Source organism: Microbacterium oleivorans, from assembly GCF_023715745.1.
In the GTDB taxonomy this organism is placed as follows: Bacteria; Actinomycetota; Actinomycetes; order Actinomycetales; family Microbacteriaceae; genus Microbacterium; species Microbacterium oleivorans_D.
The window spans coordinates 505,692-527,130 of sequence record NZ_JAMBOV010000003.1; the positions used below are offsets into that span (position 1 = coordinate 505,692).

The 21,439-nt window shown below is 70.1% G+C and carries 23 protein-coding genes; 7 read left to right on the forward strand and 16 right to left on the reverse strand.

The features are described 5' to 3' along the window. Positions 1-27: 27 nt before the first annotated feature. From lipB to M3190_RS10440, 3 genes are all read left to right on the forward strand, one after another. Complete coding sequence (lipB, locus tag M3190_RS10430; protein WP_251581065.1) at positions 28-669, forward strand: lipoyl(octanoyl) transferase LipB; 642 nt, start codon at positions 28-30, stop codon at positions 667-669. A 29-nt stretch (positions 670-698) separates the two neighbouring features. Next, positions 699-1,664, forward strand: a complete 966-nt coding sequence (lipA, locus tag M3190_RS10435; protein WP_251581067.1) for a lipoyl synthase — start codon at positions 699-701, stop codon at positions 1,662-1,664. Positions 1,665-1,787: 123 nt separating this feature from the next. Then, entirely contained in the window at positions 1,788-2,126 is a 339-nt protein-coding gene (locus M3190_RS10440) for a hypothetical protein (RefSeq protein ID WP_251581069.1), read from the forward strand. A gap of 7 nt (positions 2,127-2,133) precedes the next feature. On the opposite strand, the gene M3190_RS10445 is transcribed toward M3190_RS10440, so the two are convergent. The 4 genes from M3190_RS10445 to smc form a co-directional block, all read right to left on the reverse strand. After that, complete coding sequence (locus tag M3190_RS10445) at positions 2,134-2,634, reverse strand: DUF2004 domain-containing protein (RefSeq protein ID WP_251581071.1); 501 nt, start codon at positions 2,632-2,634, stop codon at positions 2,134-2,136. Positions 2,635-2,678: 44 nt separating this feature from the next. Beyond that, positions 2,679-3,551, reverse strand: a complete 873-nt coding sequence (ftsY, locus tag M3190_RS10450) for a signal recognition particle-docking protein FtsY (protein WP_251581079.1) — start codon at positions 3,549-3,551, stop codon at positions 2,679-2,681. A gap of 22 nt (positions 3,552-3,573) precedes the next feature. Next, positions 3,574-3,930 (reverse strand): excalibur calcium-binding domain-containing protein, encoded by a 357-nt coding sequence (locus M3190_RS10455; protein ID WP_251581081.1) that lies wholly within the window; start codon positions 3,928-3,930, stop codon positions 3,574-3,576. Positions 3,931-3,998: 68 nt separating this feature from the next. Continuing rightward, positions 3,999-7,499, reverse strand: a complete 3,501-nt coding sequence (smc, locus tag M3190_RS10460) for a chromosome segregation protein SMC (protein WP_251581091.1) — start codon at positions 7,497-7,499, stop codon at positions 3,999-4,001. Between the two features lie 419 nt (positions 7,500-7,918). Between smc and M3190_RS10465 the strand changes: the two genes are divergently transcribed. Together M3190_RS10465 and M3190_RS10470 are read left to right on the forward strand one after the other, a co-directional pair. Then, positions 7,919-8,176 carry a hypothetical protein gene (locus M3190_RS10465; protein WP_251581093.1) on the forward strand — a complete coding sequence of 86 codons (258 nt, stop codon included), beginning with the start codon at positions 7,919-7,921 and terminating at the stop codon, positions 8,174-8,176. A gap of 58 nt (positions 8,177-8,234) precedes the next feature. Beyond that, positions 8,235-9,326: a GNAT family N-acetyltransferase gene (locus M3190_RS10470; protein WP_251581095.1), complete on the forward strand. Its 1,092-nt coding sequence runs from the start codon at positions 8,235-8,237 to the stop codon at positions 9,324-9,326. On the opposite strand, the gene mutM is transcribed toward M3190_RS10470, so the two are convergent. Genes mutM through M3190_RS10500 form a run of 6 tightly spaced genes read right to left on the reverse strand, consistent with a single transcriptional unit; the run spans position 9,323 to position 14,447 of the window. Then, positions 9,323-10,228 (reverse strand): bifunctional DNA-formamidopyrimidine glycosylase/DNA-(apurinic or apyrimidinic site) lyase, encoded by a 906-nt coding sequence (gene mutM / locus M3190_RS10475; RefSeq protein WP_251581097.1) that lies wholly within the window; start codon positions 10,226-10,228, stop codon positions 9,323-9,325. The two genes, M3190_RS10470 and mutM, sit on opposite strands and share 4 nt — an antisense overlap. A gap of 6 nt (positions 10,229-10,234) precedes the next feature. After that, positions 10,235-10,927 carry a ribonuclease III gene (rnc, locus tag M3190_RS10480; RefSeq protein WP_251581099.1) on the reverse strand — a complete coding sequence of 231 codons (693 nt, stop codon included), beginning with the start codon at positions 10,925-10,927 and terminating at the stop codon, positions 10,235-10,237. A gap of 10 nt (positions 10,928-10,937) precedes the next feature. Further along, positions 10,938-11,147: a 50S ribosomal protein L32 gene (gene rpmF / locus M3190_RS10485; protein WP_018188062.1), complete on the reverse strand. Its 210-nt coding sequence runs from the start codon at positions 11,145-11,147 to the stop codon at positions 10,938-10,940. 2 nt (positions 11,148-11,149) lie between these two features. Next, entirely contained in the window at positions 11,150-11,707 is a 558-nt protein-coding gene (locus M3190_RS10490; RefSeq protein ID WP_251581264.1) for a YceD family protein, read from the reverse strand. Between the two features lie 56 nt (positions 11,708-11,763). Further along, positions 11,764-12,261, reverse strand: a complete 498-nt coding sequence (coaD, locus tag M3190_RS10495; RefSeq protein WP_251581101.1) for a pantetheine-phosphate adenylyltransferase — start codon at positions 12,259-12,261, stop codon at positions 11,764-11,766. A gap of 38 nt (positions 12,262-12,299) precedes the next feature. After that, a complete protein-coding gene (locus M3190_RS10500) occupies positions 12,300-14,447 on the reverse strand; it encodes an ATP-dependent DNA helicase RecG (protein WP_251581103.1) in 2,148 nt (715 codons plus the stop codon). 44 nt (positions 14,448-14,491) lie between these two features. Between M3190_RS10500 and rsmD the strand changes: the two genes are divergently transcribed. After that, on the forward strand, positions 14,492-15,085 hold the full coding sequence (gene rsmD / locus M3190_RS10505; protein ID WP_251581105.1) for a 16S rRNA (guanine(966)-N(2))-methyltransferase RsmD: 594 nt from the start codon (positions 14,492-14,494) through the stop codon (positions 15,083-15,085). Here the strand turns inward: rsmD and thiL are convergent. Next, entirely contained in the window at positions 15,055-16,026 is a 972-nt protein-coding gene (thiL, locus tag M3190_RS10510; protein WP_251581107.1) for a thiamine-phosphate kinase, read from the reverse strand. The genes rsmD and thiL overlap by 31 nt on opposite strands. A gap of 22 nt (positions 16,027-16,048) precedes the next feature. Here thiL and M3190_RS10515 point away from each other — a divergent pair, with 22 nt between their 5' ends. Next, a complete protein-coding gene (locus tag M3190_RS10515; protein WP_251581109.1) occupies positions 16,049-16,525 on the forward strand; it encodes a DUF3515 family protein in 477 nt (158 codons plus the stop codon). Positions 16,526-16,531: 6 nt separating this feature from the next. On the opposite strand, the gene M3190_RS10520 is transcribed toward M3190_RS10515, so the two are convergent. From M3190_RS10520 to leuD, 5 genes are all read right to left on the reverse strand, one after another. Next, on the reverse strand, positions 16,532-17,611 hold the full coding sequence (locus tag M3190_RS10520; protein WP_251581111.1) for a D-alanine--D-alanine ligase family protein: 1,080 nt from the start codon (positions 17,609-17,611) through the stop codon (positions 16,532-16,534). Beyond that, complete coding sequence (locus M3190_RS10525; RefSeq protein WP_251581113.1) at positions 17,517-18,659, reverse strand: NAD(P)H-dependent glycerol-3-phosphate dehydrogenase; 1,143 nt, start codon at positions 18,657-18,659, stop codon at positions 17,517-17,519. The genes M3190_RS10520 and M3190_RS10525 overlap by 95 nt, the downstream gene beginning before the upstream one ends. Beyond that, the gene (locus tag M3190_RS10530; RefSeq protein ID WP_251581115.1) at positions 18,649-19,419 is read right to left on the reverse strand and encodes a lysophospholipid acyltransferase family protein; all 771 of its coding nucleotides are present in this window, start codon (positions 19,417-19,419) and stop codon (positions 18,649-18,651) included. The genes M3190_RS10525 and M3190_RS10530 overlap by 11 nt, the downstream gene beginning before the upstream one ends. Next, on the reverse strand, positions 19,416-20,777 hold the full coding sequence (murA, locus tag M3190_RS10535) for a UDP-N-acetylglucosamine 1-carboxyvinyltransferase (protein ID WP_251581117.1): 1,362 nt from the start codon (positions 20,775-20,777) through the stop codon (positions 19,416-19,418). The genes M3190_RS10530 and murA overlap by 4 nt, the downstream gene beginning before the upstream one ends. 65 nt (positions 20,778-20,842) lie before the next feature. Further along, complete coding sequence (leuD, locus tag M3190_RS10540) at positions 20,843-21,439, reverse strand: 3-isopropylmalate dehydratase small subunit (protein ID WP_251581119.1); 597 nt, start codon at positions 21,437-21,439, stop codon at positions 20,843-20,845.

Consider the following 21,439-nt stretch of genomic DNA (forward strand, 5'->3'; position numbering starts at 1 on the left):
AGTCCAACAAGGCCATCAGGAGCATCTGTGATCGACATCCTCACCGTCGGCATGGCGCCGACGTTCGTCCCCTACCGGCAGGGCTGGGACCTGCAGCGCGAGCTGCACGCCGAGATCGCCGGCGGGACCCGCCGCGACACCCTTCTGCTCCTGGAGCATGAAGCCGTCTACACCGCGGGGGCGCGCACCGCGCGTCACGAGCGTCCGGTGGACGGGACGCCGGTCGTCGATGTCGACCGGGGCGGGAAGATCACGTGGCACGGACCGGGCCAGCTCGTCGGCTACCCGCTCGTGCGCCTCCCGGAACCGGTCGACGTCGTCGCTCACGTGCGTCGTCTGGAGGATCTCCTCATCGCCGTCGCCGAGACGGTCGGCGTCGCCGGTGTCCGCGTCGATGGACGCAGCGGTGTGTGGGTCGACGTGGACGGTGTCTTCTCGAAGGTGGCCGCGATCGGGGTTCGCGTGCAGCGCGGTGTGACGATGCACGGCTTCGCGCTGAACTGCGACAACACGCTCGAGCCCTTCGAGCGCATCATCCCGTGCGGGATCACGGATGCCGGAGTCACGACGCTCAGCGACCGGTCGGGACGACGGATCACCCCCGCCGACATCCTGCCCGCCGTCGCAGAAGCGTTCGCGGCCGAGTATGGGAGCGAGGTCGCCGCGTGAGCTCGCCCGCCGCACCGGAGGGGCGACGGATGCTGCGCCTCGAAGTCCGCAACGCGCAGACGCCCATCGAACGCAAACCGGAGTGGATCCGGACGAAGGCGAAGATGGGGCCCGAGTACCGGGAGTTGCAGGGTCTCGTGAAGGACGAGGGGTTGCACACCGTCTGTCAGGAGGCCGGATGCCCCAACATCTTCGAATGTTGGGAGGATCGCGAGGCGACCTTCCTCATCGGTGGCTCGCAGTGCACCAGGCGATGCGACTTCTGTCAGATCGACACCGGCAAGCCCGCGGACTACGACACGGATGAGCCGCGCCGGGTCGCGGAGAGCGTCACGCGCATGCGATTGCGCTACGCGACGGTGACCTGCGTCGCGCGCGACGATCTCGCGGACGGTGGCGCTTGGCTCAACGCGGAGACGGTACGCCGCATCCACGCCGACAACCCGGGGACCGGCGTGGAGCTGCTGGCCACGGACTTCAACGGGGATCCGGAGCTGCTCGACGTCGTGTTCGCGTCGCGGCCCGAGGTGTTCGCCCACAACGTGGAGACGGTTCCGAGGATCTTCAAGCGGATCCGCCCGGCGTTCCGATACGACCGCTCTCTCGGAGTGCTGACGCGGGCACGGGATGCCGGCCTCATCACGAAGTCGAACCTGATCCTCGGCATGGGCGAGGAGCGAGGCGAGATCGAGGAGGCCCTGCGGGACCTGCACGCCGCAGGGACGGACATCATCACCCTGACGCAGTACCTGCGACCCACACCGCGTCACCTCCCGGTCGCACGCTGGGTGACTCCTCAGGAGTTCGTCGAGCTGAAGGAAATCGCGGAATCCATCGGGTTCCTCGGCGTCCTCGCCGGGCCGCTCGTGCGCTCGTCGTACCGTGCGGGTCGGCTCTGGGCCCGCTCGATGCGGTCGAAGGGCCGGGAGATCCCCGCAGCACTCGCGCACCTCGCCGATGAGGCGGAGGCGGAGGGGTTCGCACAGGCCGTGTGACGCCTCCTCCCCAGCCCGCGCTCCGGATCGCTCCTCCCCGGCGACAGGCGGGCCGCGGCCTGGCGCTGCTCCACGCTCCTACCGTCGGGATGCCGGATGTCCCGGCCCGATCGAAGGAGCCCCATGCGCACGTCACTTCCGCTCGCCACCGCTTTCGCTGCGGCCGCTGCACTCGCCGCCCTGCTGCCGCACGCGGCGGCGGTATCGACCCCCGGAGCCGTCACCGAGCCCGCGCCCGACACGGTGGTCGCGGTCACCGGAGACGCTGCCAACGGGTTCGAGATCAGTTACTACGACGGGTCGGCCGACTTCCCGCCCACCGACTCCGAGGCCCTCGCCGAGTGCGGGGAGTACGACACCCGCATCGAGCGGGTGCGCTGCCGCACGGAGGTGCGCACCTGGTACCGAGACCTCGCCGTCTTGCGGGACGCGCTCGATTGGGCGAACGCCCCACGCGGCTGACGGCTCCTCAGTCGGCGCTGGTCACCGATTGCACGGCGCCGGAGACGTCGAGGTTCACGAGGAGGACGTCGTCGGTGGAGTCCGGATCGAGGGCGTACTCGAGGACGGCGAACGGATCCTTGCCACCGTGCTCGTCGGCCAGGATCGTCATGCTCATCAGCTGCAGGGACCGAATGACGTCCATGTGGGTGTCCCCGGACACGTCGACCAGGAGGTCGTCGAGATCCTCGCCCAGCATCTCCTGCTGCTGGAGGATGAACTCGGTCACCTCGCTCGTGCGGTCGTCCAGCTCGGAGACCATCGCGTTCCGCGCGCGGAGATCGATGGTCTCCAGGGCGGCGATCATCGCGGCCGCCACGTCGAGCGCGTCGATGGAGACATCGTCCTGGTCGGGCGCGGTGAGATCGACGGTCACCCGCTGATCACCGAAGTCCACGACCTCCGACCAGAAGATCGACCCGTCGGGTCCGGACTCGAGGAGTCCGAAGTAGTCGTGCTCGATCGCCATGCATCAATGAAACCAGCCTTGGAGGTCGCGCGCGACCGCCTGGGTCAATCGACGAGCGCCGAGGCGAACACGTGAGGGGTGAAACCGGTCAGATCGCCGATTCCTTCGCCCTGCCCGAGCAGTTTGACCGGGATGCCGGTGCGTTCCTGCACCGCGAGCACGAAGCCGCCGCGAGCCGAGCCGTCGAGCTTGGTCAGCACGAGCCCGGTGACACCCGCGTGCTCCAGGAACGCCTCCGCCTGCATCACGCCGTTCTGACCGGTGGTCGCATCGAGCACGAGCAGGACCTCGCTGATGGGAGCCTGCTTCTCGATGACGCGCCGGATCTTCGTCAGCTCGTCCATCAGGCCACCCTTGGTGTGCAGCCGCCCGGCGGTGTCCACCAGGACGATCTCGGTACCGGTGCGGACGGCATGCTCGATGGTCTGGAAGGCGACGGATGCCGGGTCCTGCCCCTCCTGCTGGGGACGGACGATCGCCGCGCCCCCGCGCTCGGCCCAGGTGGCGAGCTGATCCACGGCGGCCGCACGGAACGTGTCGGCGGCGCCGACGACGACCGAGCGCCCGAAGCGCCTGAGGTAGTTCGCGAACTTCCCGATGGTGGTCGTCTTGCCGACACCGTTGACACCGACGACGAGCACGACGGCGGGACGCTCGGTCAGCCGGAGGGTCGTGTCGAATTTCGCGAAGTGCTCCTCGAGCGTCTCGCGCAGCATCCGCTGGAGATCCTTCGGATCGGTCGTGCGGAAGCGCTCGACCTTTTCGCGCAACTCATCGACGATCCGCTCGGTGATGTCGGGCCCGAAGTCCGCGGTCAGCAGAGCCGTCTCGAGGTCATCCCACGTGTTCTCATCGATCGTCGGCTTGACGAACATGCCGCGCAGCGCGCGACCGAGGGACCAGGAGCTCTCCGCCATGATCCCAGGCTAGTTGACGCCGTCAGCCCTTCTCGCAGGCGATGCCGTCCTTGTCGCGGTCCATCTTCTTGTTGGCGTTGTAGAGCGCCGTCGAGATGTACGGCTTGACCTTGAACGGCTTCTTCTTGCCGTTGACGGTGTTGTGGGTCACACCGGACCGCGCCACCCCGCCCTTGTAGCTTTTGTTCAGCGCCGTGCAGTTCTTGAACGTCGTGATCGGCGGCTTGGCCGCCGGGACGATCGCCCGGACGTCGCTCGCGGAGATCGCGGGCGCGGCCACCGCCGCGCCGGCGGTCAGTGGGGCGCCGACCAGCGCGCCCGCGATCACCATGGCCGCCACACTCCGTCGCACCGCATTCACGCGCGCAGCACCCTTCATCCCCACCCCTTGTGTCCGGGCACAGTCACCGATGACCGCGCTGCGCACACGCTAGCGCACTCTGGCGGTCACACCCCGGCGCGTTCGCGCACGCGCTGCCCGACGACGGCGGAGACGCCGTCCTGACGCATGGACACCCCGTACAGGGCGTCCGCGATCTCCATCGTGCGCTTCTGGTGGGTGATGACGATGAGCTGGCTCGATGCGCGGAGCTGCTCGAACACGCCCAGCAGGCGACCCAGATTGGCGTCGTCGAGGGCGGCCTCGACCTCGTCGAGGATGTAGAAGGGGCTCGGGCGGGCCTTGAAGATCGCGGTGAGGAGCGCCACCGCGGCGAGCGACCGCTCACCGCCCGAGAGCAGCGAGAGGCGTTCGATCTTCTTGCCCACCGGCCGCACGGCGACCTCGATCCCCGTCGTCAGCGGGTTGTCGGGATCGGTGAGCGAGATCGACCCGGTCCCGCCGGGGAAGAGGATCGGGAACACCTCCCCGAAGGCCACCCTCGTGTCCTCGAACGCGGCGAGGAAGATGGTCTGCATCCGCTCGTCGAGCTCCTCGATGATCGTCCGCAGGTCGGCTCGTGTACGGACGAGGTCGTCGAGCTGCTCCGTGAGGAATGCGTGCCTCTGTTCCAGAGCGGCGAACTCCTCGAGGGCGAGCGGGTTCACCCGTCCGAGCTGGGCGAGCTTGCGTTCGGCCTCCTGCAGTCGGCGCATCTGCGCGGTGCGATCGAACGGAACGTCCTCGTCGTCGTCGACCGGAATGGGGACGTCCGGGCCGTATTCCGCCAGGAGAATATCTTCGCCGAGGCCGAGTTCCGACTGCACCCGGTCAAGCAGGCTCTGCACGTGCAGACGCTTCTCGTGCATCTGGAGTTCGAGGCCATGGACCGATTCAGTGAGCCGGTTCAATCGTTCCCGGGTGGTCGCGTCGTCGCGGCGCAGCTCCGCGAGCTCCGCAGTCAGCGCGGTGCGGGTCTGCTCCGCATGCTCCAGCTCGACGCGGGCTTGCACCGTCGAACGGTCGATGGAGTCCAGGACAGGCGGCAGCGCCGCCACGACGTCCGCTGCGACGGCACGTTGGGCACGGCGGATGACCGCACGACGCGCCGCGGCCTCCGCCGCCGCGCGTTCCTTCTCCCGCTGCCGCTCGAGCTGTCCGACGCGGGCCTCGGCCGCGCGGACGCGCTCGCGCAGCGTCTCCACATCGAGCCGGGTGTCCATCTCCCGCGCGCGAGCCGACTCCAGAGCGTCGAGGAGCCCGTCGCGGGCTGACGCATCGAGGATCGGACGGGGCGCTTCCTCGGCGACACTGAACGCGTCCGCCGCCGCGCGTGCGGCGTTCTCGGCGTCTCGAGCCGCGGCCTCGGCCTGCCCGAGGCCGGCGCGGAGCCGGTCGCATTCGGCACCGGCGGATTCGAGGCGAACCGTCGCACGGTTGAGCTGCTCCGCGTGAGCGGCGAGGGCGGAGTCGTGCTCTCGGAGCGCAGCCAATGCATCGCGCGTTCGCTGACGGGCGGCATCCCATCCCGCCTGCGCATCGGCGAGCGCCTCGCGCAGGGAATCCGCGATCACTGAGACCTCGTCGAGCCGCAGGCGAGCAGCGTCGCGCTCGGCGGCGAGCTCGAGTCGAGACCGCGATTGACCCGAGCCGGCGCTCAGCGTGCTGGCGGTGACCGTCTCTCCCGCGCGGGTCACGACCACGATCCGCTCTCCCGCATCGGCTGCGGCGACCGCCGCCGCGTGAGCCGCGTCGAGATCGGCGGCGATGGCGACGCCGGCCAGCACGGCCCGCAGACCCTCCGGCGCGTCGACGACGTCCGCAGCCCAGGTCCACTCCCCCTCGAGCGCGGGCTTCGACACAGCCGGCCCCCGACTCACCGCGATGTCGACGACGCCGAGTTCGTGCTCGCGAGCCGTCGCGATCACCTCTCGCGCCGTGGCGATGTCGTCCACGAGGACGCCCTCGGCGAGTGCACCGAGCGCGGCCGCGACGGCGGCCTCGAACCCGGACGAGACGCGGATGGCGTCACTCACGATGCCGCGGACCCCGTCCCCGCCGCGATCGACGATCGCCGCTGCTGCGTTGCGGATGTCGAGGGCGCGCCCGAGGGCCGCGGTCTCCGCGAGAAGCGACTCCCGCTCGCGCTCCGCGGCATGGAGACGATCGCGGATGGATCCGACCTCTGTCTCCGAATCCGACGCCTCGCGCTGTGCGCGCTCGTACGCCGCCGAGAACACGGTCGACGTGTCAGCCGGGTCCTCGGACGCCGGCGCGATCGATGCCAGTGCGTCTTCGGCCTCGGTTCGACGCTGCTCGGCCGCGTCGAGTGCGCGTTGCTGGCGCTCGAGCGCTGTCCGGAGCGCCTCCGCCTTGGACGCAGCCGCCTCGGCGCGGCCCCGAAGCGAGGCGAGACGCATGTCGTGTTCGGAGACCAGCGCGCTCTGCGCGGCGATGTCGGTGTCCAGCGCGTCGAGCTCGGCGCGTGCGCGGATGACGTCGCGGGCTGCGGCGGCAGCGGCATCTTTAGCGTCGCCGAGCCCCGATGCGATCTGATCGACATCCGCACGGGCCTCGTCGATGGCCCCCTGGGTGACCGTGGTTCCGACGTCGGGCTGATCGCTGTCGTCGTCGAGCAGAGCCAGGCGCTGACCGGCGAGCGAATACAGCCCGCGCAGCCTCTCCTGCACCCGGCCGAGCTCGAAGGTCACCGCGCGCGCTCGATCGACGGCCTCCGCGCGCTGATCGTTCTCGAGTTCCTCGATGCGTCGGCGGAGCCCGTCGGCGCGATCTTGAAGCACGAGCCGTTCGGCGTGCCGTTCGTGCTCGGCCCGTGCGTGGTCGGCGAGCTCCCCGCGAAGCCGAGCCAGTTCGTCGGCGTGCAGACGGGCCTTGGCATCCCGGACGACGGCGGCGATCGTCGCCGCCTCGCGGGCGATCTCCGCCTGCTTGCCGAGCGGCTTCAGCTGTCGGCGCAGCTCGCCGGCGAGGTCGCTCAACCGAGTGAGATTGGCCTCCATCGCCTCGAGTTTGCGGAGCGTCTTCTCCTTGCGGCGACGGTGCTTCAGGATGCCCGCGGCCTCCTCGATGAATCCGCGGCGGTCCTCCGGGCTCGCCTGCAGCACGGTGTCGAGGCGACCCTGGCCGACGATGACGTGCATCTCGCGGCCCAGGCCGGAATCGCTCAGCAGCTCCTGCACGTCGAGGAGCCGGCAGGTCTCACCGTTGATCGCGTACTCGCTCGATCCGTTGCGGAACAGGGTCCGGCTGATCGTCACCTCGCTGTACTCGATCGGCAGCGCTCCGTCGGAGTTGTCGATCGTGAGCTGCACCTCGGCGCGACCGAGCGGGCCGCGCGTGGCCGTGCCGGCGAAGATGACGTCCTCCATCTTCCCGCCGCGCAGCGTCTTCGCGCCCTGCTCCCCCATGACCCAGGCCAGCGCGTCGACGACGTTGGACTTACCCGATCCGTTGGGGCCGACGATGCACGTCACGCCGGGCTCGAGCGCGAAGGTCGTCGGTTGCGCGAAGGACTTGAACCCCTTGAGCGTCACGCTCTTCAGGTGCATGGGGGCCTCCGGGGTCGACGTCCCGTCCACGCTAGCGGACGATCCGCATTCTCCACTTGACGCCGCGCCCAGGGCGGGTCTAGTGTCAGTGCTCGCGTCAGAAGTCTGAGAAAGGAGGTCCCCTGACATGATCATCGAAATGACACCCACCGGAGTCGCGTTCACCGCGTTCCCGTGCGCGCTGGGGACCGTCTCCTTCGGCGCCGCGGCGGCAGACCGCATCCGTTCCGGCCACTGACAGCCGCCGAACATCCCGTCCCCGGACGGTGAACGCCTCCACGCCCTGAGGGCGGACTCCGTCCGTCCCCTTCGGATGCCGGGCCTCGCTGCCCCGTCCTTCTCTGCGTCTCCTCGTGCTGCGGCACGATCCTCCGCCGCGCCCTGCGGCACCCATCCCTCCCATCGAAATGAGATATCTCATGTCCACATCCACCGCGCCGCAGCGCACCTCGGCGGTCCTCGCCGCGCTGCAGCATCCCACCTCGACGGACCTGCCCGTCCGTCAGACGATCATCGACCGGATCGCGCTCCGACTGGCCGTGGCTCTCCTCATCTGGAGTACGCGTCCCGGTCCGGACCGCGAAGCCATCCACGCCCGTCGCGCTCAGCGTCTCGCACGCGAGGCGCGCGAGGCGGAGTGGGAACGCCGCCGCGCGCTCCTCGCTCCGCGCCGATGACATATCCGGGGGCCGCGACCCGCTCGCGGCCCCCGGCCCCAGCCTGAAAGAGACCATCATGACCACCGCAGCCCCCTTCGATCTCCGGCCGCTCACCGTTCCGACCTCCGTCGACGCGCCCGAGGCCGCCGACTTCATCGCCATGGTCGAGGTGCGCAACGAGATCTACCGTGAGATCAGCGCGAACGACGACGAAGCAGTCACTCCTGCTCAGCTCCTCCCCCACTTCCAGCCGGACCCCGACAACGACAAGCGCAGTTGGATCGTGCTCGTCGCAGACGAGGTCGTCGGACGGGTGATCGTCGACCTCCCCGCCGAGGAGGGGTCGCAGGTCGCCTACTGGACCGTCGAACTCCTCGAGCGGGTGCAGGGCAGGGGCATCGGCAGCGCTCTCCACGCCGTCGTCGAGGAGACCGCCCGCGACGCGGGGCGCTCGATCCTGCAGGCGTGGGCCGAGCATCCCGAGCCGGTTCCCGGGTCGCCGTCGGAGCGGCTCGCCGCGCCGACCGGGTTCGGCGAGATCCCGCTCGACCGTCCGGCGCGCTACTTCCGGCGCCACGGTCACACCCTCGAGCAGGTCGACCGCAAGAGCGTGCTCGAGATCGAACCGGCGCTCGCGACCGTGCGAGCCCTCCTTGCCGACGCCGAGTCCCACGCCGACGGGTATCGCGTGGAGCAATGGATGCTGCCCACCCCCGAGGCGTATCGCGAGAGCTTCGCGTGGGCCAAGTCGCGTATGTCGACGGATGCACCGGCAGCCGGGCTCGAGATCGACGAGGAGACGTGGGATGTCGAGCGACTCGCCCGCCACGACGCCCGCTTCGTGGCGGGCGGACAGACCGTGCTGGTCACGGTCGCCGTCCACGAGGCGACCGGCACGGTCGTCGCCTTCAACGAGCTGTGCTCCGGTGTGGATCCGGCGGCGGCGACCCAGCAGATGGACACGCTGGTCCTCCGCGAGCACCGAGGCCATCGCCTCGGGCAGTTGGTGAAGTGCGCCGGAATCCTGCGGTGGCGTGAGCTCATGCCGCAGTCCTCCCGCATCGTCACCTGGAACGCGGAGGAGAACCGTCCGATGCTGAGCATCAACGAGACGATCGGCTTCGTACCGGCGGCCTACATCGGTGCGTGGAAGAAGGTCGTGGACTAAGCGCGCCGTTGGCACCGAGGGCAGTAGTGGCTGGACCGGTTCGTGAAGCTGACCCGCACGATCGGGGTGCCGCATCGCGGGCAGGGCTGTCCCGTCCGACCGTACGCGTTCAAGGAATGGGAGAAGTAGCCCGCCTGTCCGTTGACGTTGACGTACTGCGCATCGAAACTCGTACCGCCCTCGGCGAGGGCCCGGTCCAGCACGGCCCGGACCTCGCCGAGCAGGCGGCCGACGGCGCGCGTCGACAGCTCGTTCGCCGGTCGGTCCGGGTGCAGGCGCGCCGCCCACAGCGCCTCGTCGGCGTAGATGTTGCCGATACCGCTCACGACCGTCTGATCGAGGAGTGCGCGCTTGATCGCGGAACGGGTGCGGCCGAGCGCTGCCCGGAACGCACGGTCGTCGAAGGCGGGATCGAGGGGATCCCTCGCGATGTGCGCCACCTGACTCGGGACGAGAGCGGCGTCACTTCCGCGGCCCGCGGCGGCGCCGTCGCCGGTCGGTAGCAGCCGGTCGATAGCGAGAGAGCCGAAGGTTCGCTGATCCACGAAGACCATCAGGATCTCGCCGTGGATCGGATGCCGCACCTCGAAGCGGATGCGCTCGTGACGCAACGTCGGAGTCCCCGGCTCGCGCAGCAGCATCTGTCCGCTCATACCGAGGTGACCGACGATCGCCTCCGGCGGAGCGGCATCCGCCTCGGCGAGGGGCATCCAGAGGAACTTGCCGCGACGCACGACGGCGTCGACTCGTCGTCCGGCGAGGCGCGTCTCGAAGTCGCGGGAATCCCCGACGTGACGAGTGAGGGACCGCGCGTCGAGCACGGTCACCGCATCCAGCCGAGCGCCGGCGAGAGCGGGGACGAGGCCGGCGCGGACGACCTCGACTTCGGGGAGTTCGGGCACGGAGGTCTATACCCGCGCGGACAGTTCGCGCCAGACCGACAGTGCGGCAGCCATCTCGGCCTGCTTCTTGCTCGACCCACTGCCCATCCGGGCGACGTCGCCGACGGTGACCGTGGCGGTGAAGACGCGGTGGTGATCGGGACCCGCCGCTTCCACGCTGTACGTCGGCGCCGCGTGACCCAGGCGCGCGGCCAGCTCCTGGAGGCTCGTTTTCGGGTCCATCGCCGCGCCGTAGCGCTCGGGGTCGTCCATCAGCGGGGACACGAGCCGCAGGACGAGTGCGGTCGCCTCCTCGATACCGGCTGACAGGTAGGCGGCGCCGATCAACGCCTCAGTGGTGTCGGCCAGGATCGAGTCCTTGTCGCGCCCACCGGTCTGGTCCTCGCCGCGCCCCAGTCGCAGATGGGCGCCCAAGCCCATGCCGCGGGCGACTTCGGCGAGGGCGACGGTGGAGACGACACTCGCGCGGCGCTTGGCGAGGGAACCTTCGTCGAGCTCGGGGTGCGTCCGGTACAGGTGCACCGTGACCGCCATCCCGAGGATCGAATCCCCCAGGAACTCGAGCCGCTCGTTGTGCGCGATACCCCCGTGCTCATAGGCGTACGAACGATGGGTCAGCGCAAGCGACACAAGCTCGGGGTCGATGTCGACCCCGAGCTTGTGTGTGAGCACCGAGTGATCGGTTGCTGCGTCTGTCACGACGCGACGATCAGATGTCGGCGACCTTGCGGCCCTTGTACTCGAGGAACAGCTCCGTGCCCTGCGAGTCGGTGACGACCTTCGCCTGGTGGGGACGGCTGTAGACGACCTTGCCGTTCTCGATGGTCTTGACGAGCGTGGGGGCCTCGGCCTTCCACTGCGCGCGGCGCGAACGGGTGTTGGAGCGGGAGACCTTCCGCTTCGGGGGGTTACCTGCCATGGTCAGCTCTTCTCTGTGTCGTCGGCGGCGGGGCGCGGCGCCTCGTCGTCGTGGTCTGGGGTTCGGGCCGACAAGGCGGCCAGCGCATTCCAGCGCGGGTCGATCTGGGTCTCCGGGACCGGTGTTCCGGTCAGCCTCTCGCCCGTGGACGGATCGAGTCCGGGGCAATCCGGCTGACACACCGGCTGGAACGGAAGCGACAGGACGATCGCATCCCTGACAGGAGTTTCAAGATCCACGTGGTCGTCTTGAACCTCGAAGTCAGTCGCTTCGTCCCCAGAGTACCCGAAGAGCTCCTGAAACTCGACTTGGAGGGGGTGTGTCAGGTCGACGAGGCACCGGCTGCACTGGCCGTCGTAGGTGGTGGAGATCTCGGCGGTGACCAGGATGCCCTCGTGCACCGATTCCAGACGCACGTCGACATCGACGTCTTCGCCGGCGTCGACCCAGGCCAACCCCTCGCCCCACTTCTCCGGTGCAGGGACGCGGATCTCGAACTCACGCATCTCGCCCGGCGCACGGACGATGTCACGCACGGGAAGGACGAACGGACCGCTCACACGCTTTCTGACCACGGTCGTCCATCGTACGCGTGCGTGGACTCCTTCGGGCCGCGTCAGCCCCGCTGTGCTCCCGTGTCGAGGAACCGCGCGACCGGACCGGGGACGAACGGCGACACGTCTCCGCCCAGCGATGCCACCTGGCGCACGAGTGAGCTCGACACCAGCGCGTGCGCGGGATCGGGGAGCAGGAACACCGTCTCCACATGAGCGAGGTGGCGGTTCACGATCGCCATGGGCGTCTCGTAGGCGACGTCCACCTGCGAGCGGATCCCCTTGACGAGGACGCCCGCACCCACGTCGGTCGCGTAATCCACCAACAGCCCCACGCTCCACGCCGCGACGACCACGTCGCCCTCGATGCCGCTCTCGGCGATGGACTGCTCGAGCAGGCTCAGCCGCTGCGCGATCGGCAGCATCGCCTCCTTGCCCGGATTGTGGACGACGAGGACGTGCAACTGGTCGTAGAGGGATGCTGCGCGCCGGATCACGTCGAGATGACCGAGCGTCGGGGGGTCAAAGGAGCCGGGCACGACCGCGATCCGGTTGTTCATAGCACCCGAGCCTAACGATGCTTCAGGCCCGCACGGCGTCAGTTCTTCGCGAGGGCGGCGCGCTCCCGTTGGCTGACGCGACCGGAGATGGCTGCAGCGAGGCCCGGATGCCGGTCGAGGCTCGGATCCTCGGCGAGGAGGCGCTCCGCCTCGGCGCGCGCCGTGGCGATCAGGTCCGCGTCGGCCACCACCCGCAGCAGACGCAACGACGATCGGACACCGGACTGCGCGTCGCCCAGGACGTCGCCCTCACCGCGGAGGTCGAGATCGACCTCGGCGAGCTCGAATCCGTCGGTGGTGGTGGCGACCGCCTCGACCCGTGCCCGCGCCGGCGTGTACGGGTCGGCTTCGGTGACGAGCAGGCACAGCCCCGGGACCGATCCGCGCCCGACACGCCCGCGCAGCTGGTGCAGCTGCGACACCCCGAAGCGGTCCGCCTCGAGGATGACCATGGTCGACGCGTTCGGCACGTCGACGCCCACCTCCACCACCGTGGTCGCCACGAGGACGTCGATGTCCCCGCGGGCGAAGGCCTGCATGACGGCGTCCTTCTCCTCCCCCGGCATCTTGCCGTGGAGGATCTCGACGCGGATGTCGCGGTAGTCGGGGTGTCCCTCGAGCAGCGCCGCTGCCTGCACGACGCCCCAGCGCGTCCGGCCGGGTTCGGCATCCTCCGCAGCGTCGTCCTCGTCGGTGTCGGTCGCGGCGTCGATCGCGGGACACACGACGAAGGCCTGCCTGCCGAGCCGCACCTCTTCGGCGACCCGTTCCCAGACCCGCGCGAACCACGCCGGCTTCTCCCCCACCGGGGCGACATAGGTGGAGATCCCCGCTCGCCCTCCGGGCATCGTCCGGATGGTCGAGACGTCGAGATCGCCGAAGACGGTCATCGCGACCGTGCGCGGGATGGGGGTAGCCGTGAGCACGAGGACGTGCGGCGAACTTCCCTTCGCGCGCAGCGTCTCGCGCTGATCGACACCGAAACGGTGCTGCTCGTCCACGACGACGAGACCCAGGTCTGCGAACGTCGTCGACTCGCTGAGCAGGGCATGCGTTCCGACGACGATGCGCGCCTGCCCCGACGCGACGCGCAGCGCCGCCCGCCGACGTTCTGCGGCCGGCTGCTGCCCGGTGAGGAGGGTCGGCATCAGCTCCGGCGCGAGGTCCCGTCCGAGCATGCGAGCGATGGAGCGGACATGCTGACCGGCCAGCACCTCGGTGGGAGCGATGAGCGCCGACTGCCCACCGGACTGCGCCACCTGCAGCATGGCGCGGAGCGCCACGAGCGTCTTGCCGGAGCCGACTTCGCCCTGGACGAGCCGGTTCATCGGCCACGGACCGACGAGGTCTGCGGCGATGCGCTCGCCCACCGTCAGCTGATCGGGGGTGCGCTCGAACGGCAGCGCGGCGTCGAAGCGCGTGAGGAGCTCGCCCGCGGGGCGTGCGGTGGCCGACATCATCCGCACGAACTGCCGCTGTTGGAGGAGGGCTGCTTGCAGCACGAACGCCTCGTGCATGCGCAGCGTCTCGCGCGCAGGCCCCACCTGGTCGAAGGTCTCGGGTGCGTGCATGCGGACGAGAGCCGTCCGCGCATCGAGGAGCCCCTGCGCGGTGCGGAATCCGTCGGGGAGAGGTTCGGGCACCTCGCCGAGACCGGTCAGCACCTGGTCGACACAGCGCTTGACCTGCCAGCTCGAGAACGTGCTCGTCGCGGGGTAGATCGGGATGGGGACGTTGTGCCACGCCTCCGCGCTCAAGCGCGCGGTCCCCTCATCGTCGAAAAGCTCGTAGTCCGGATGGGTCAGCTGCTTCTGGCCGCGGTACTCCCCCACCTTGCCGGAGAAGATGCCCTGCCGACCCGTTCGCAGATCCTTCACACGCCACGCCTGACCGAAGAACGTGAGGGACATGGTGCCGTTGCCGTCGCCGATGAGCACTTCGACGAGCTCGCCGCGGCGGCCGCGCATCGGGCGGGTCGTCGCGGACAGCACTTCGGCGACGATCGTCACCAGTTCCCCCACCGGGAGCTCGGCGATGGGTGTCAGCTGACCACGGCTCGCGTAGCGGCGCGGGTAGTGACCGAGCAGGTCGCCGACCGTCGTCATCTGGAAGGCCCGCCGCAGCCCCTTCGCCAGAGCGTCGCCGACCGCCTCGGGAAGAGGTGTGGCGAGGGTGTACGACGGCATGCCTCGAGTCTAGGAGCGGTCGCGGACGCCGCTATCGTGGCGGGGTGACGAGGATCATCGCGGGAGACGCCGGCTCGCTGCCGCTGGCGGTGCCGAGCGCCGGCACCCGGCCGACGAGCGAGCGGGTCCGCGAATCGCTGTTCGGCGCGCTCGAGGCCGCGGGGATCCTCACGGGTGCGGCGGTCCTCGACCTGTACGCGGGATCCGGCGCGCTCGGGCTCGAGGCGGTCAGCCGCGGGGCGGCCTCGGCCGACCTCGTCGAGCGGGCGCCGCGCGCGGCATCCGTCATCGACCGCAACGTGCGAGCCGTCGCGCGCAGCCTTCCCGGGCGCAGGGTCACCGTCCACCGCGCCGCCGCGGACGCCTTCCTGCGCAGCGGCGGACAGGGATTCGACCTCGTCTTCGTCGATCCGCCGTACGACATGACGGATGCCGAGCTGTCGACGACCCTCGGGCTGCTCGTCCCGCGGCTGGCCGCCACCGCGACGGTGATCGTCGAGCGCGCGACACGCTCCGGCGCGCCCCTCCTCCCGGAGCACCTCGTCCTCGACCGCTCGAAGAAGTACGGGGACACCACCCTCTGGTGGCTCGCGCCCTCCGCACCGGATCAGCCTTTGGCGGAATCCCAGTCCGCGTAGGGGTCCCAGCCGCCGCGGCCCGCCGGCGGGGCGCCCCGGACGAGGACGGGAGCGTCCTGACGCTGGAGGACGCGACCGATCACTGCGAACCCCTCGGGCACGCGACCCGCCGGGAAGCAGGCCAGCAGGGCGTGGTCCTCGCCGCCCGAGAGCGCGTCGTCGTCGAGGGCCGCGTCGAGCGCCAGAGTCACCCGGGACGCGTCCGCGAGACGCGTCGCGTCCAGGAGCAGCCCGTCCGAGACGTCCATCATCGCCGTCGCCCCTGCCCGCGCGGCGACGGCACCCAGGGCGACGGGAGGCCGTGGACGCAACTGAGCGGCGAGGTCCCGTCGCTCGGCATCGGTCAGCCCGTCCGCATCGACGGGCGCCGGCGTCCCGTCAGGGCCACGGAATCGCGTGAAGAGCAGCCGCAGCCCTCGGGAGGCCGCGCCGAGCTCTCCCGCGACCGCGACCGCATCACCCGGGCGCGCCCCCGATCGCAGGACGGGCGCGACACCGTCCAGCACCCCGATGGCGGTGACGGCGACCGTGAGGGTGTCGGAGACGGTGAGGTCGCCGCCCTCGACCGCGCACCCGGGCGCCAACTGCTCCAGCGCGTCGCGGAATCCGGCGGCCAGCTCGTCGACGAAGGATGCCGGGAGCGCGTCCGGCAGGGCGAGCGCGACAAGCAGCGCCGTGGGACGGGCGCCCATCGCCGCGACGTCCGCGAGGTTGACCGCGGCGGCTTTGAAGCCGAGGTCGTGCGGGGAGGTCCAGGCGAGGCGGAAATCCGGGCCGTGGACGAGGGTGTCCGTCGTGGCGACGATGCGACCGCCCGGGGCCGCGAGCACCGCCGCATCGTCACCGGGTCCGACCTCGGCCCGAGAGAGGGGACGCAGGATGCCCAGGATGCGGCTCAGCAGCTCGCCCTCGGAGACGTCGCGCACACGGAGCTCACCCATGGCTCCACGGTAGCCTGGAGGGATGGCTCGGACCCGATCGATCGTCGCGCTCACCCTGCTGATCGCCGGTGTCGCAGCGCTGGCGGGATGCTCGTCGACGGTCGCCGTCGACGCTGCCCCGAACGCCGACGATCCGCGCTGCGCGGAGGTCATGGTGCGGCTGCCCGACGATCTCGGCGATCGGCACCGGCGCTGGACGGACGCGCAGTCGACGGCCGCATGGGGGGACCCGACGACGGTGCAGTTCGCGTGCGGTGTGCCACCGCTCGGCCCCTCCGAGCTCCCCTGCGTCACCGTGGACGGTGTGGACTGGGTGGTCGACGACTCCCGCGCGCCGCTGTACCGGATCACGACCTACGGACGGGAGCCGGTCGTCCAGTTGATCGTCGATTACGACGAGGTGAGCTCGAGCGGTCCGGTGAGCGCGGTCAGCCGCCTCATCACCCAGCGTTTCGACGTCACCGGGCAGTGCGTCGCGGCATCCGACGTCGTCCCGTGATCGGCGTCAGCGCGCCAGTTCGATGAGCTCGGTGATGAGCTCCGGGTAGCTGAGACCGCTCTGGATCCAGCAAGTGGGGAACATCGAGATCGGCGTGAATCCGGGCATCGTGTTGACCTCGTTCACGAAGAACTCGGTCCCCGTGTAGAAGAAGTCGACCCGGGACAGCCCCTGACCGCCCACGGCCTCGAACGCGCGGGCCGCGATCCGCTGCATCTCCCGCAGCTCGCCGTCGTGCAGCTCCGCCGGGCAGACGAGGTCGATGCCCGGCGCGCCCAGGTACTTCGCCTCGAAATCGTAGAAGTCGCGCCCGCTGACGACGATCTCCCCCGCCACGCTCACCCGCGGGTCCGCTCCGTCGCGCCCCTGCAGCACGCCGCACTCGACCTCGCGGCCGACGACCGCCTGCTCCACGAGCACGCTCGAGTCCTCGGCGAAGGCGGTGTCGAGGGCGGCGTCCAGCTCGTCCCACTCCGACACCTTCGACACCCCGACACTCGAGCCCGCCCGCGCCGGCTTCACGAAGACGGGCAGGCCGAGACCGCGGATGCGGCGCCGCCACAGGTCTCCGTCGCGATCGAGTCCCGCGCGCGTCACCGTGACCCACGGCACGACGGGGACACCGGCGGCCTGCAGGATGCTCTTGGTGGTGTGCTTGTCCATCCCGATCGCGGACATGAGAAGCCCCGCGCCGACGTACGGGAGGTCGAGGAGCTCGAGGAAGCCCTGCACCGTGCCGTCCTCGCCGAACCGACCGTGGAGGATCGGGAAGACCACATCGATGTCGCCCAGCGACTCCACCGTGCCGTCGGGGTGGCGCACGGACAGTCCCCGCTCCACGGTGGACTCCGGCCAGATGACCCGGGTGCCGTTGTCGACGACCTCGGGGAGGCGGTCGGCGTTCAGTGCGAACTTGTCGGGATCGTCGTCCTCGAGCACGTACGCGCCCTCGCGGGTGATGCCGACCGGGATGACCCGGTAGCGGTCGCGGTCAATCGCGCGAAGGACGCCGCCCGCTGTGGCGGAACTGATCGAGTGTTCGCTGGAACGCCCGCCGAAGAGCAGAACCACTGCCGCCTGAACCATTCTGAGTCCTCTCCTCGGTGGGCTCATCGTCATCCGTCGTGAGATGCGGTGCGATGTCGCGCGGATTCATCGCGCCGTCGAGGACCATCTTGACCTGCTCGACGATGGGCATGTGCACGCCGGCCTCGCGGGCCAGCTGAAGGACGGGCGCGACCGAGGCCAGTCCCTCCGCGGTCTGGTCCATCTGCTTCACGACTTCGGTGAAGCTGTAGCCCTGACCCAGGAGCCGTCCTGCTGTGTTGTTGCGGCTCAGCGGGGATTGGCACGTCGCGATCAGGTCGCCGAGCCCCGCCAGACCCTGCAGGGTCTCGGGCTGGGCGCCCTGCGCGACGGCGAAGTCCGTCATCTCGACGAGCCCTCGCGTGATGATCGACGCCTTCGTGTTCTCGCCGTAGCCGACGCCGTCGACGATGCCGATGGCCACCGCGATGAGGTTCTTCAGCACACCCCCGAACTCCGTGCCGATCACGTCGGTGTTGACGAAGGTCCGGAAATACCGGTTGCGCGAGATGCGGGCGACGGCCTCGGCCGTCTCCTGGCTCGACGACGAGATGACCGCCGCTGTCGGCTGCTCGCGCGCGATCTCGAGCGCGAGGTTGGGGCCGGATGCCACGGCGATACGCGCGGGTTCGCAGCCCAGCTCCTGCTCGAGGACCTGGCTCATACGGAGCCCGGACTTCTTCTCGACGCCCTTCATCAGCGAGACGATCGGGACGTCGCTCCCGTCCACGAGGGGCCGGACGGCCTTCAGATTCTGGCGCAGCGCCTGGCTGGAGATGGCGATGTAGACCTGTGTGGCTCCGTCGAGGGCCTCCGCCAGGTGGTGCGTCGCGGACAGCCCGCGCGGGAGGTTGATCCCCGGCAGGTACTGCGAGTTGCGCTTGCCTTCGCGGATCTCGTGCGCGAGCTCCGCTCGGCGCGCCCACATGACGACGTCGGCGCCGCCGTCCGCGAGCACCTTGCCGAAGGTCGTCCCCCAACTGCCGGAGCCGAGGACTGCGACACGGGGAGCCGGGGACTCGCGACGCGACGCTTCCCTAGGAGTCAAGGCGACCCGTCTCCCTCTGCCCGTGCTGAGCCGGATTCCACCGCTGCGCCGGAGGCTCGACGCCGCGCAGCCGTCCCAGCAGGATCGAGATGTCGCGCATGACGGCATCCGTCGCCGCCGTCAGGGTCGCGGGCGTCGTGTCGGTGTAGGCGGACAGGTCGACGGGAGGGCCCAGGAGCACCCGCACACGGCGGCGCGGGGGCCACAGGCGCAGTCGCCCGTATCGCGGCAGGATCTCCTGCACGCCCCACGTCGCCACGGGGATCACCGGGAGCGGCTCGGGGGCGGCCAGGGCGAGGCGGACGGCGCCCGTCTTGCCGCGCATCGGCCACATGTCCGGGTCGCGGGTGAGCGATCCCTCCGGGTACACGATGACACCGCGCTGCGCCGCAACGAGCGCGTTCGACTGCGCGAGGGTCTGCTTCGCCGCGGCGGACGTGGATGCCCGCGCGACGGGGACCATGCCGGTCGCCCGCAGCAGCCAGCCGAGGACGGGCACCCGGAACAGGCTCTCCTTGGCCATGAAGCGCGGCGCGCGTCCCAGCCGCCATGTCGCGACGGCGATGATCACGGGGTCGAATTCGCTGTAGTGGTTCGGGGCGAGAACGTACGAGCCCTCCCGGGGAAGGTGCTCGCCGCCCTCGATCTCGATCTTCGCGAACCAGCCGGTCGCCGGCACGACGACCATCGCCGCCGGCCAGAAGACACTCGGTCGGGTCTTCTCCGGGGACGCGCGGCGACGGGGAGCCACCGCCGTCACTCCGTGACGTCGAAGTCGGCGCCGAGATCGGTCAGCTTCTCGAGGAACTTCTCGTAGCCGCGCCGGATGATCCCGATGTTGCGCACCGTCGACTCGCCCTCGGCGGCGAGGGCGGCGATCACGTAGGAGTAGCCGCCCCGGAGGTCCGGGACGACGACGTCGGCTCCGTGGAGCGGCGTCGGCCCGTTGATGACGGCCGCCTGCTCGAGGGCACGCCGCGGCACGCGGCGATCCGAGCTCGCGATGCCGTCGGGGTGCACGACGATGTCCGCGCCCATCTGGACGAGCGCGCGGGTGAAGCCGAGACGGTTCTCGTACACCGTCTCGTGGACGACGGACTCGCCTTCGGCCTGCGTCAGCGCGACGATGAGGGGCTGCTGCCAGTCGGTCATGAAGCCGGGGTGGACGTCGGTCTCGACCATGACGGGCTTCAGCGGGCCGCCGCGACGGAAGCGGATGCCGTCCTCGGCGATGTCGAAGTCGCCGCCGACCTTGCGGAAGACGTTGAGGAAGGTGAGCATCTCCTGCTGCTTGGCGCCGCCGACGAAGATGTCGCCGTCGGTGGCGAGGGCTGCCGCGGCCCAGGATGCGGCCTCGTTACGGTCGAAGATCGCGCGGTGGTCGTAGCCCCGGAGCGACTCGACACCCTCGATGAAGATCACCCGGTTGGGCTCGTAGGAGATGATCGCGCCCATCTTCTGCAGCACCGCGATCAGGTCCATGATCTCGGGCTCGATGGCCGCGTTGCGCAGCTCGGTGGTGCCCTTGGCGCGGACTGCGGTCAGGAGCACCTGCTCCGTCGCACCGACGCTCGGGTAGGGCAGCTCGATGTTGGCGCCGTGCAGGCCTCCGGGAGCGGAGAGGCGGATGCCGCTGGGCAGCTTGTCGACGATGGCTCCGAACGAGCGCAGGGCGTCGAGGTGGAAGTCGATCGGGCGGTCGCCGATGCGGCATCCGCCCAGGTCCGGGATGAACGCCTGACCGAGCAGGTGCAGGAGCGGACCGCAGAAGAGGATCGGGATGCGGGAGGCCCCCGCGTGCGCGTCGATCTCCTCCATGTGGGCCGAGACGGCGCCGCTCGGGTCGAGGCGGAGGACGCCGTCCTCGAGGTCCTCGACGCGGACGCCGTGGACCTCGAGGAGCGAGCGGACCACGTGGACGTCGCTGATGTCGGGCACGTCCCGCAGGATGCTCGCGGTCTCACCCAGGAGAGCGGCCACCATCGCCTTCGTGGCGAGGTTCTTCGCCCCCTTCACCTCGACCCGACCGCGCAGCGGACGACCGCCGCGGATCCGGAGCGTCTGACCGGCGCTGCCGCCGACCGGGAAGGACGCGGAGTCGCTGAGAAGTGTCTTCATGGGTGGGACCTCGTCTGTGGTGGGGAGGAAGCGTGAGCGGCCCCGTTGTGCGGGGCGCAGGCCGATCAGCGGACGGGGATCGTCCGCGGCCGCCACGCCTCGCGGCGCGCCTCGAACTGCGCGATCTTGTCTTCGTTGCGCAGGGTGAGCCCGATGTCGTCGAGCCCCTCGAGAAGCCGCCACCTAGTGTAATCGTCGATGTCGAAGGGGGCCTGGACGTCGCCGACCTGCACCGAGCGTGTCTCGAGGTCGACGGTCACCTCGCGCCCGGGCTCGGCCTCCAGTGCCGCCCAGATCGCCTCGAGGACCTCCTCCGTCACCACTCCCGTGACCAGTCCCTGCTTGCCGGCGTTTCCGCGGAAGATGTCGGCGAACTTCGTGCTGAGGACGACGCGGAAGCCGTAGTCGCGCAGCGCCCACACGGCGTGCTCACGACTCGACCCGGTGCCGAAGTCGGGACCCGCGACGAGAACGGAACCCTCGCGGTAGGCGTCCTGGTTGAGGATGAAGGAGGGGTCCTGCCGCCAGTTGGCGAACAGGGCGTCGTCGAAGCCCGTCTTCGTGACGCGCTTGAGGTAGACGGCCGGAATGATCTGGTCGGTGTCGACGGCGGAACGCTTCAGCGGCACGCCGACGCCGGTGTGGCGGGTGAACTTCTCCAT

What these genes read in the sequence shown, in the direction of transcription:
- M3190_RS10500 (WP_251581103.1), bottom strand. Translation starts at nt 14,447, where the DNA reads ATGCCGTCGTACACCCTCGCCACACCTCTTCCCGAGGCGGTCGGCGAC.
- M3190_RS10455 (WP_251581081.1), bottom strand. Translation starts at nt 3,930, where the DNA reads ATGAAGGGTGCTGCGCGCGTGAATGCGGTGCGACGGAGTGTGGCGGCC.
- rpmF (WP_018188062.1), bottom strand. Translation starts at nt 11,147, where the DNA reads ATGGCAGGTAACCCCCCGAAGCGGAAGGTCTCCCGCTCCAACACCCGT.
- M3190_RS10445 (WP_251581071.1), bottom strand. Translation starts at nt 2,634, where the DNA reads ATGGCGATCGAGCACGACTACTTCGGACTCCTCGAGTCCGGACCCGAC.
- thiL (WP_251581107.1), bottom strand. Translation starts at nt 16,026, where the DNA reads ATGGGTGAGCTCCGTGTGCGCGACGTCTCCGAGGGCGAGCTGCTGAGC.
- smc (WP_251581091.1), bottom strand. Translation starts at nt 7,499, where the DNA reads ATGCACCTGAAGAGCGTGACGCTCAAGGGGTTCAAGTCCTTCGCGCAA.
- M3190_RS10520 (WP_251581111.1), bottom strand. Translation starts at nt 17,611, where the DNA reads ATGGTTCAGGCGGCAGTGGTTCTGCTCTTCGGCGGGCGTTCCAGCGAA.
- coaD (WP_251581101.1), bottom strand. Translation starts at nt 12,261, where the DNA reads ATGAACAACCGGATCGCGGTCGTGCCCGGCTCCTTTGACCCCCCGACG.
- lipA (WP_251581067.1), top strand. Translation starts at nt 699, where the DNA reads ATGCTGCGCCTCGAAGTCCGCAACGCGCAGACGCCCATCGAACGCAAA.
- M3190_RS10440 (WP_251581069.1), top strand. Translation starts at nt 1,788, where the DNA reads ATGCGCACGTCACTTCCGCTCGCCACCGCTTTCGCTGCGGCCGCTGCA.
- leuD (WP_251581119.1), bottom strand. Translation starts at nt 21,439, where the DNA reads ATGGAGAAGTTCACCCGCCACACCGGCGTCGGCGTGCCGCTGAAGCGT.
- M3190_RS10465 (WP_251581093.1), top strand. Translation starts at nt 7,919, where the DNA reads ATGTCCACATCCACCGCGCCGCAGCGCACCTCGGCGGTCCTCGCCGCG.
- murA (WP_251581117.1), bottom strand. Translation starts at nt 20,777, where the DNA reads ATGAAGACACTTCTCAGCGACTCCGCGTCCTTCCCGGTCGGCGGCAGC.
- M3190_RS10515 (WP_251581109.1), top strand. Translation starts at nt 16,049, where the DNA reads ATGGCTCGGACCCGATCGATCGTCGCGCTCACCCTGCTGATCGCCGGT.
- ftsY (WP_251581079.1), bottom strand. Translation starts at nt 3,551, where the DNA reads ATGGCGGAGAGCTCCTGGTCCCTCGGTCGCGCGCTGCGCGGCATGTTC.
- M3190_RS10470 (WP_251581095.1), top strand. Translation starts at nt 8,235, where the DNA reads ATGACCACCGCAGCCCCCTTCGATCTCCGGCCGCTCACCGTTCCGACC.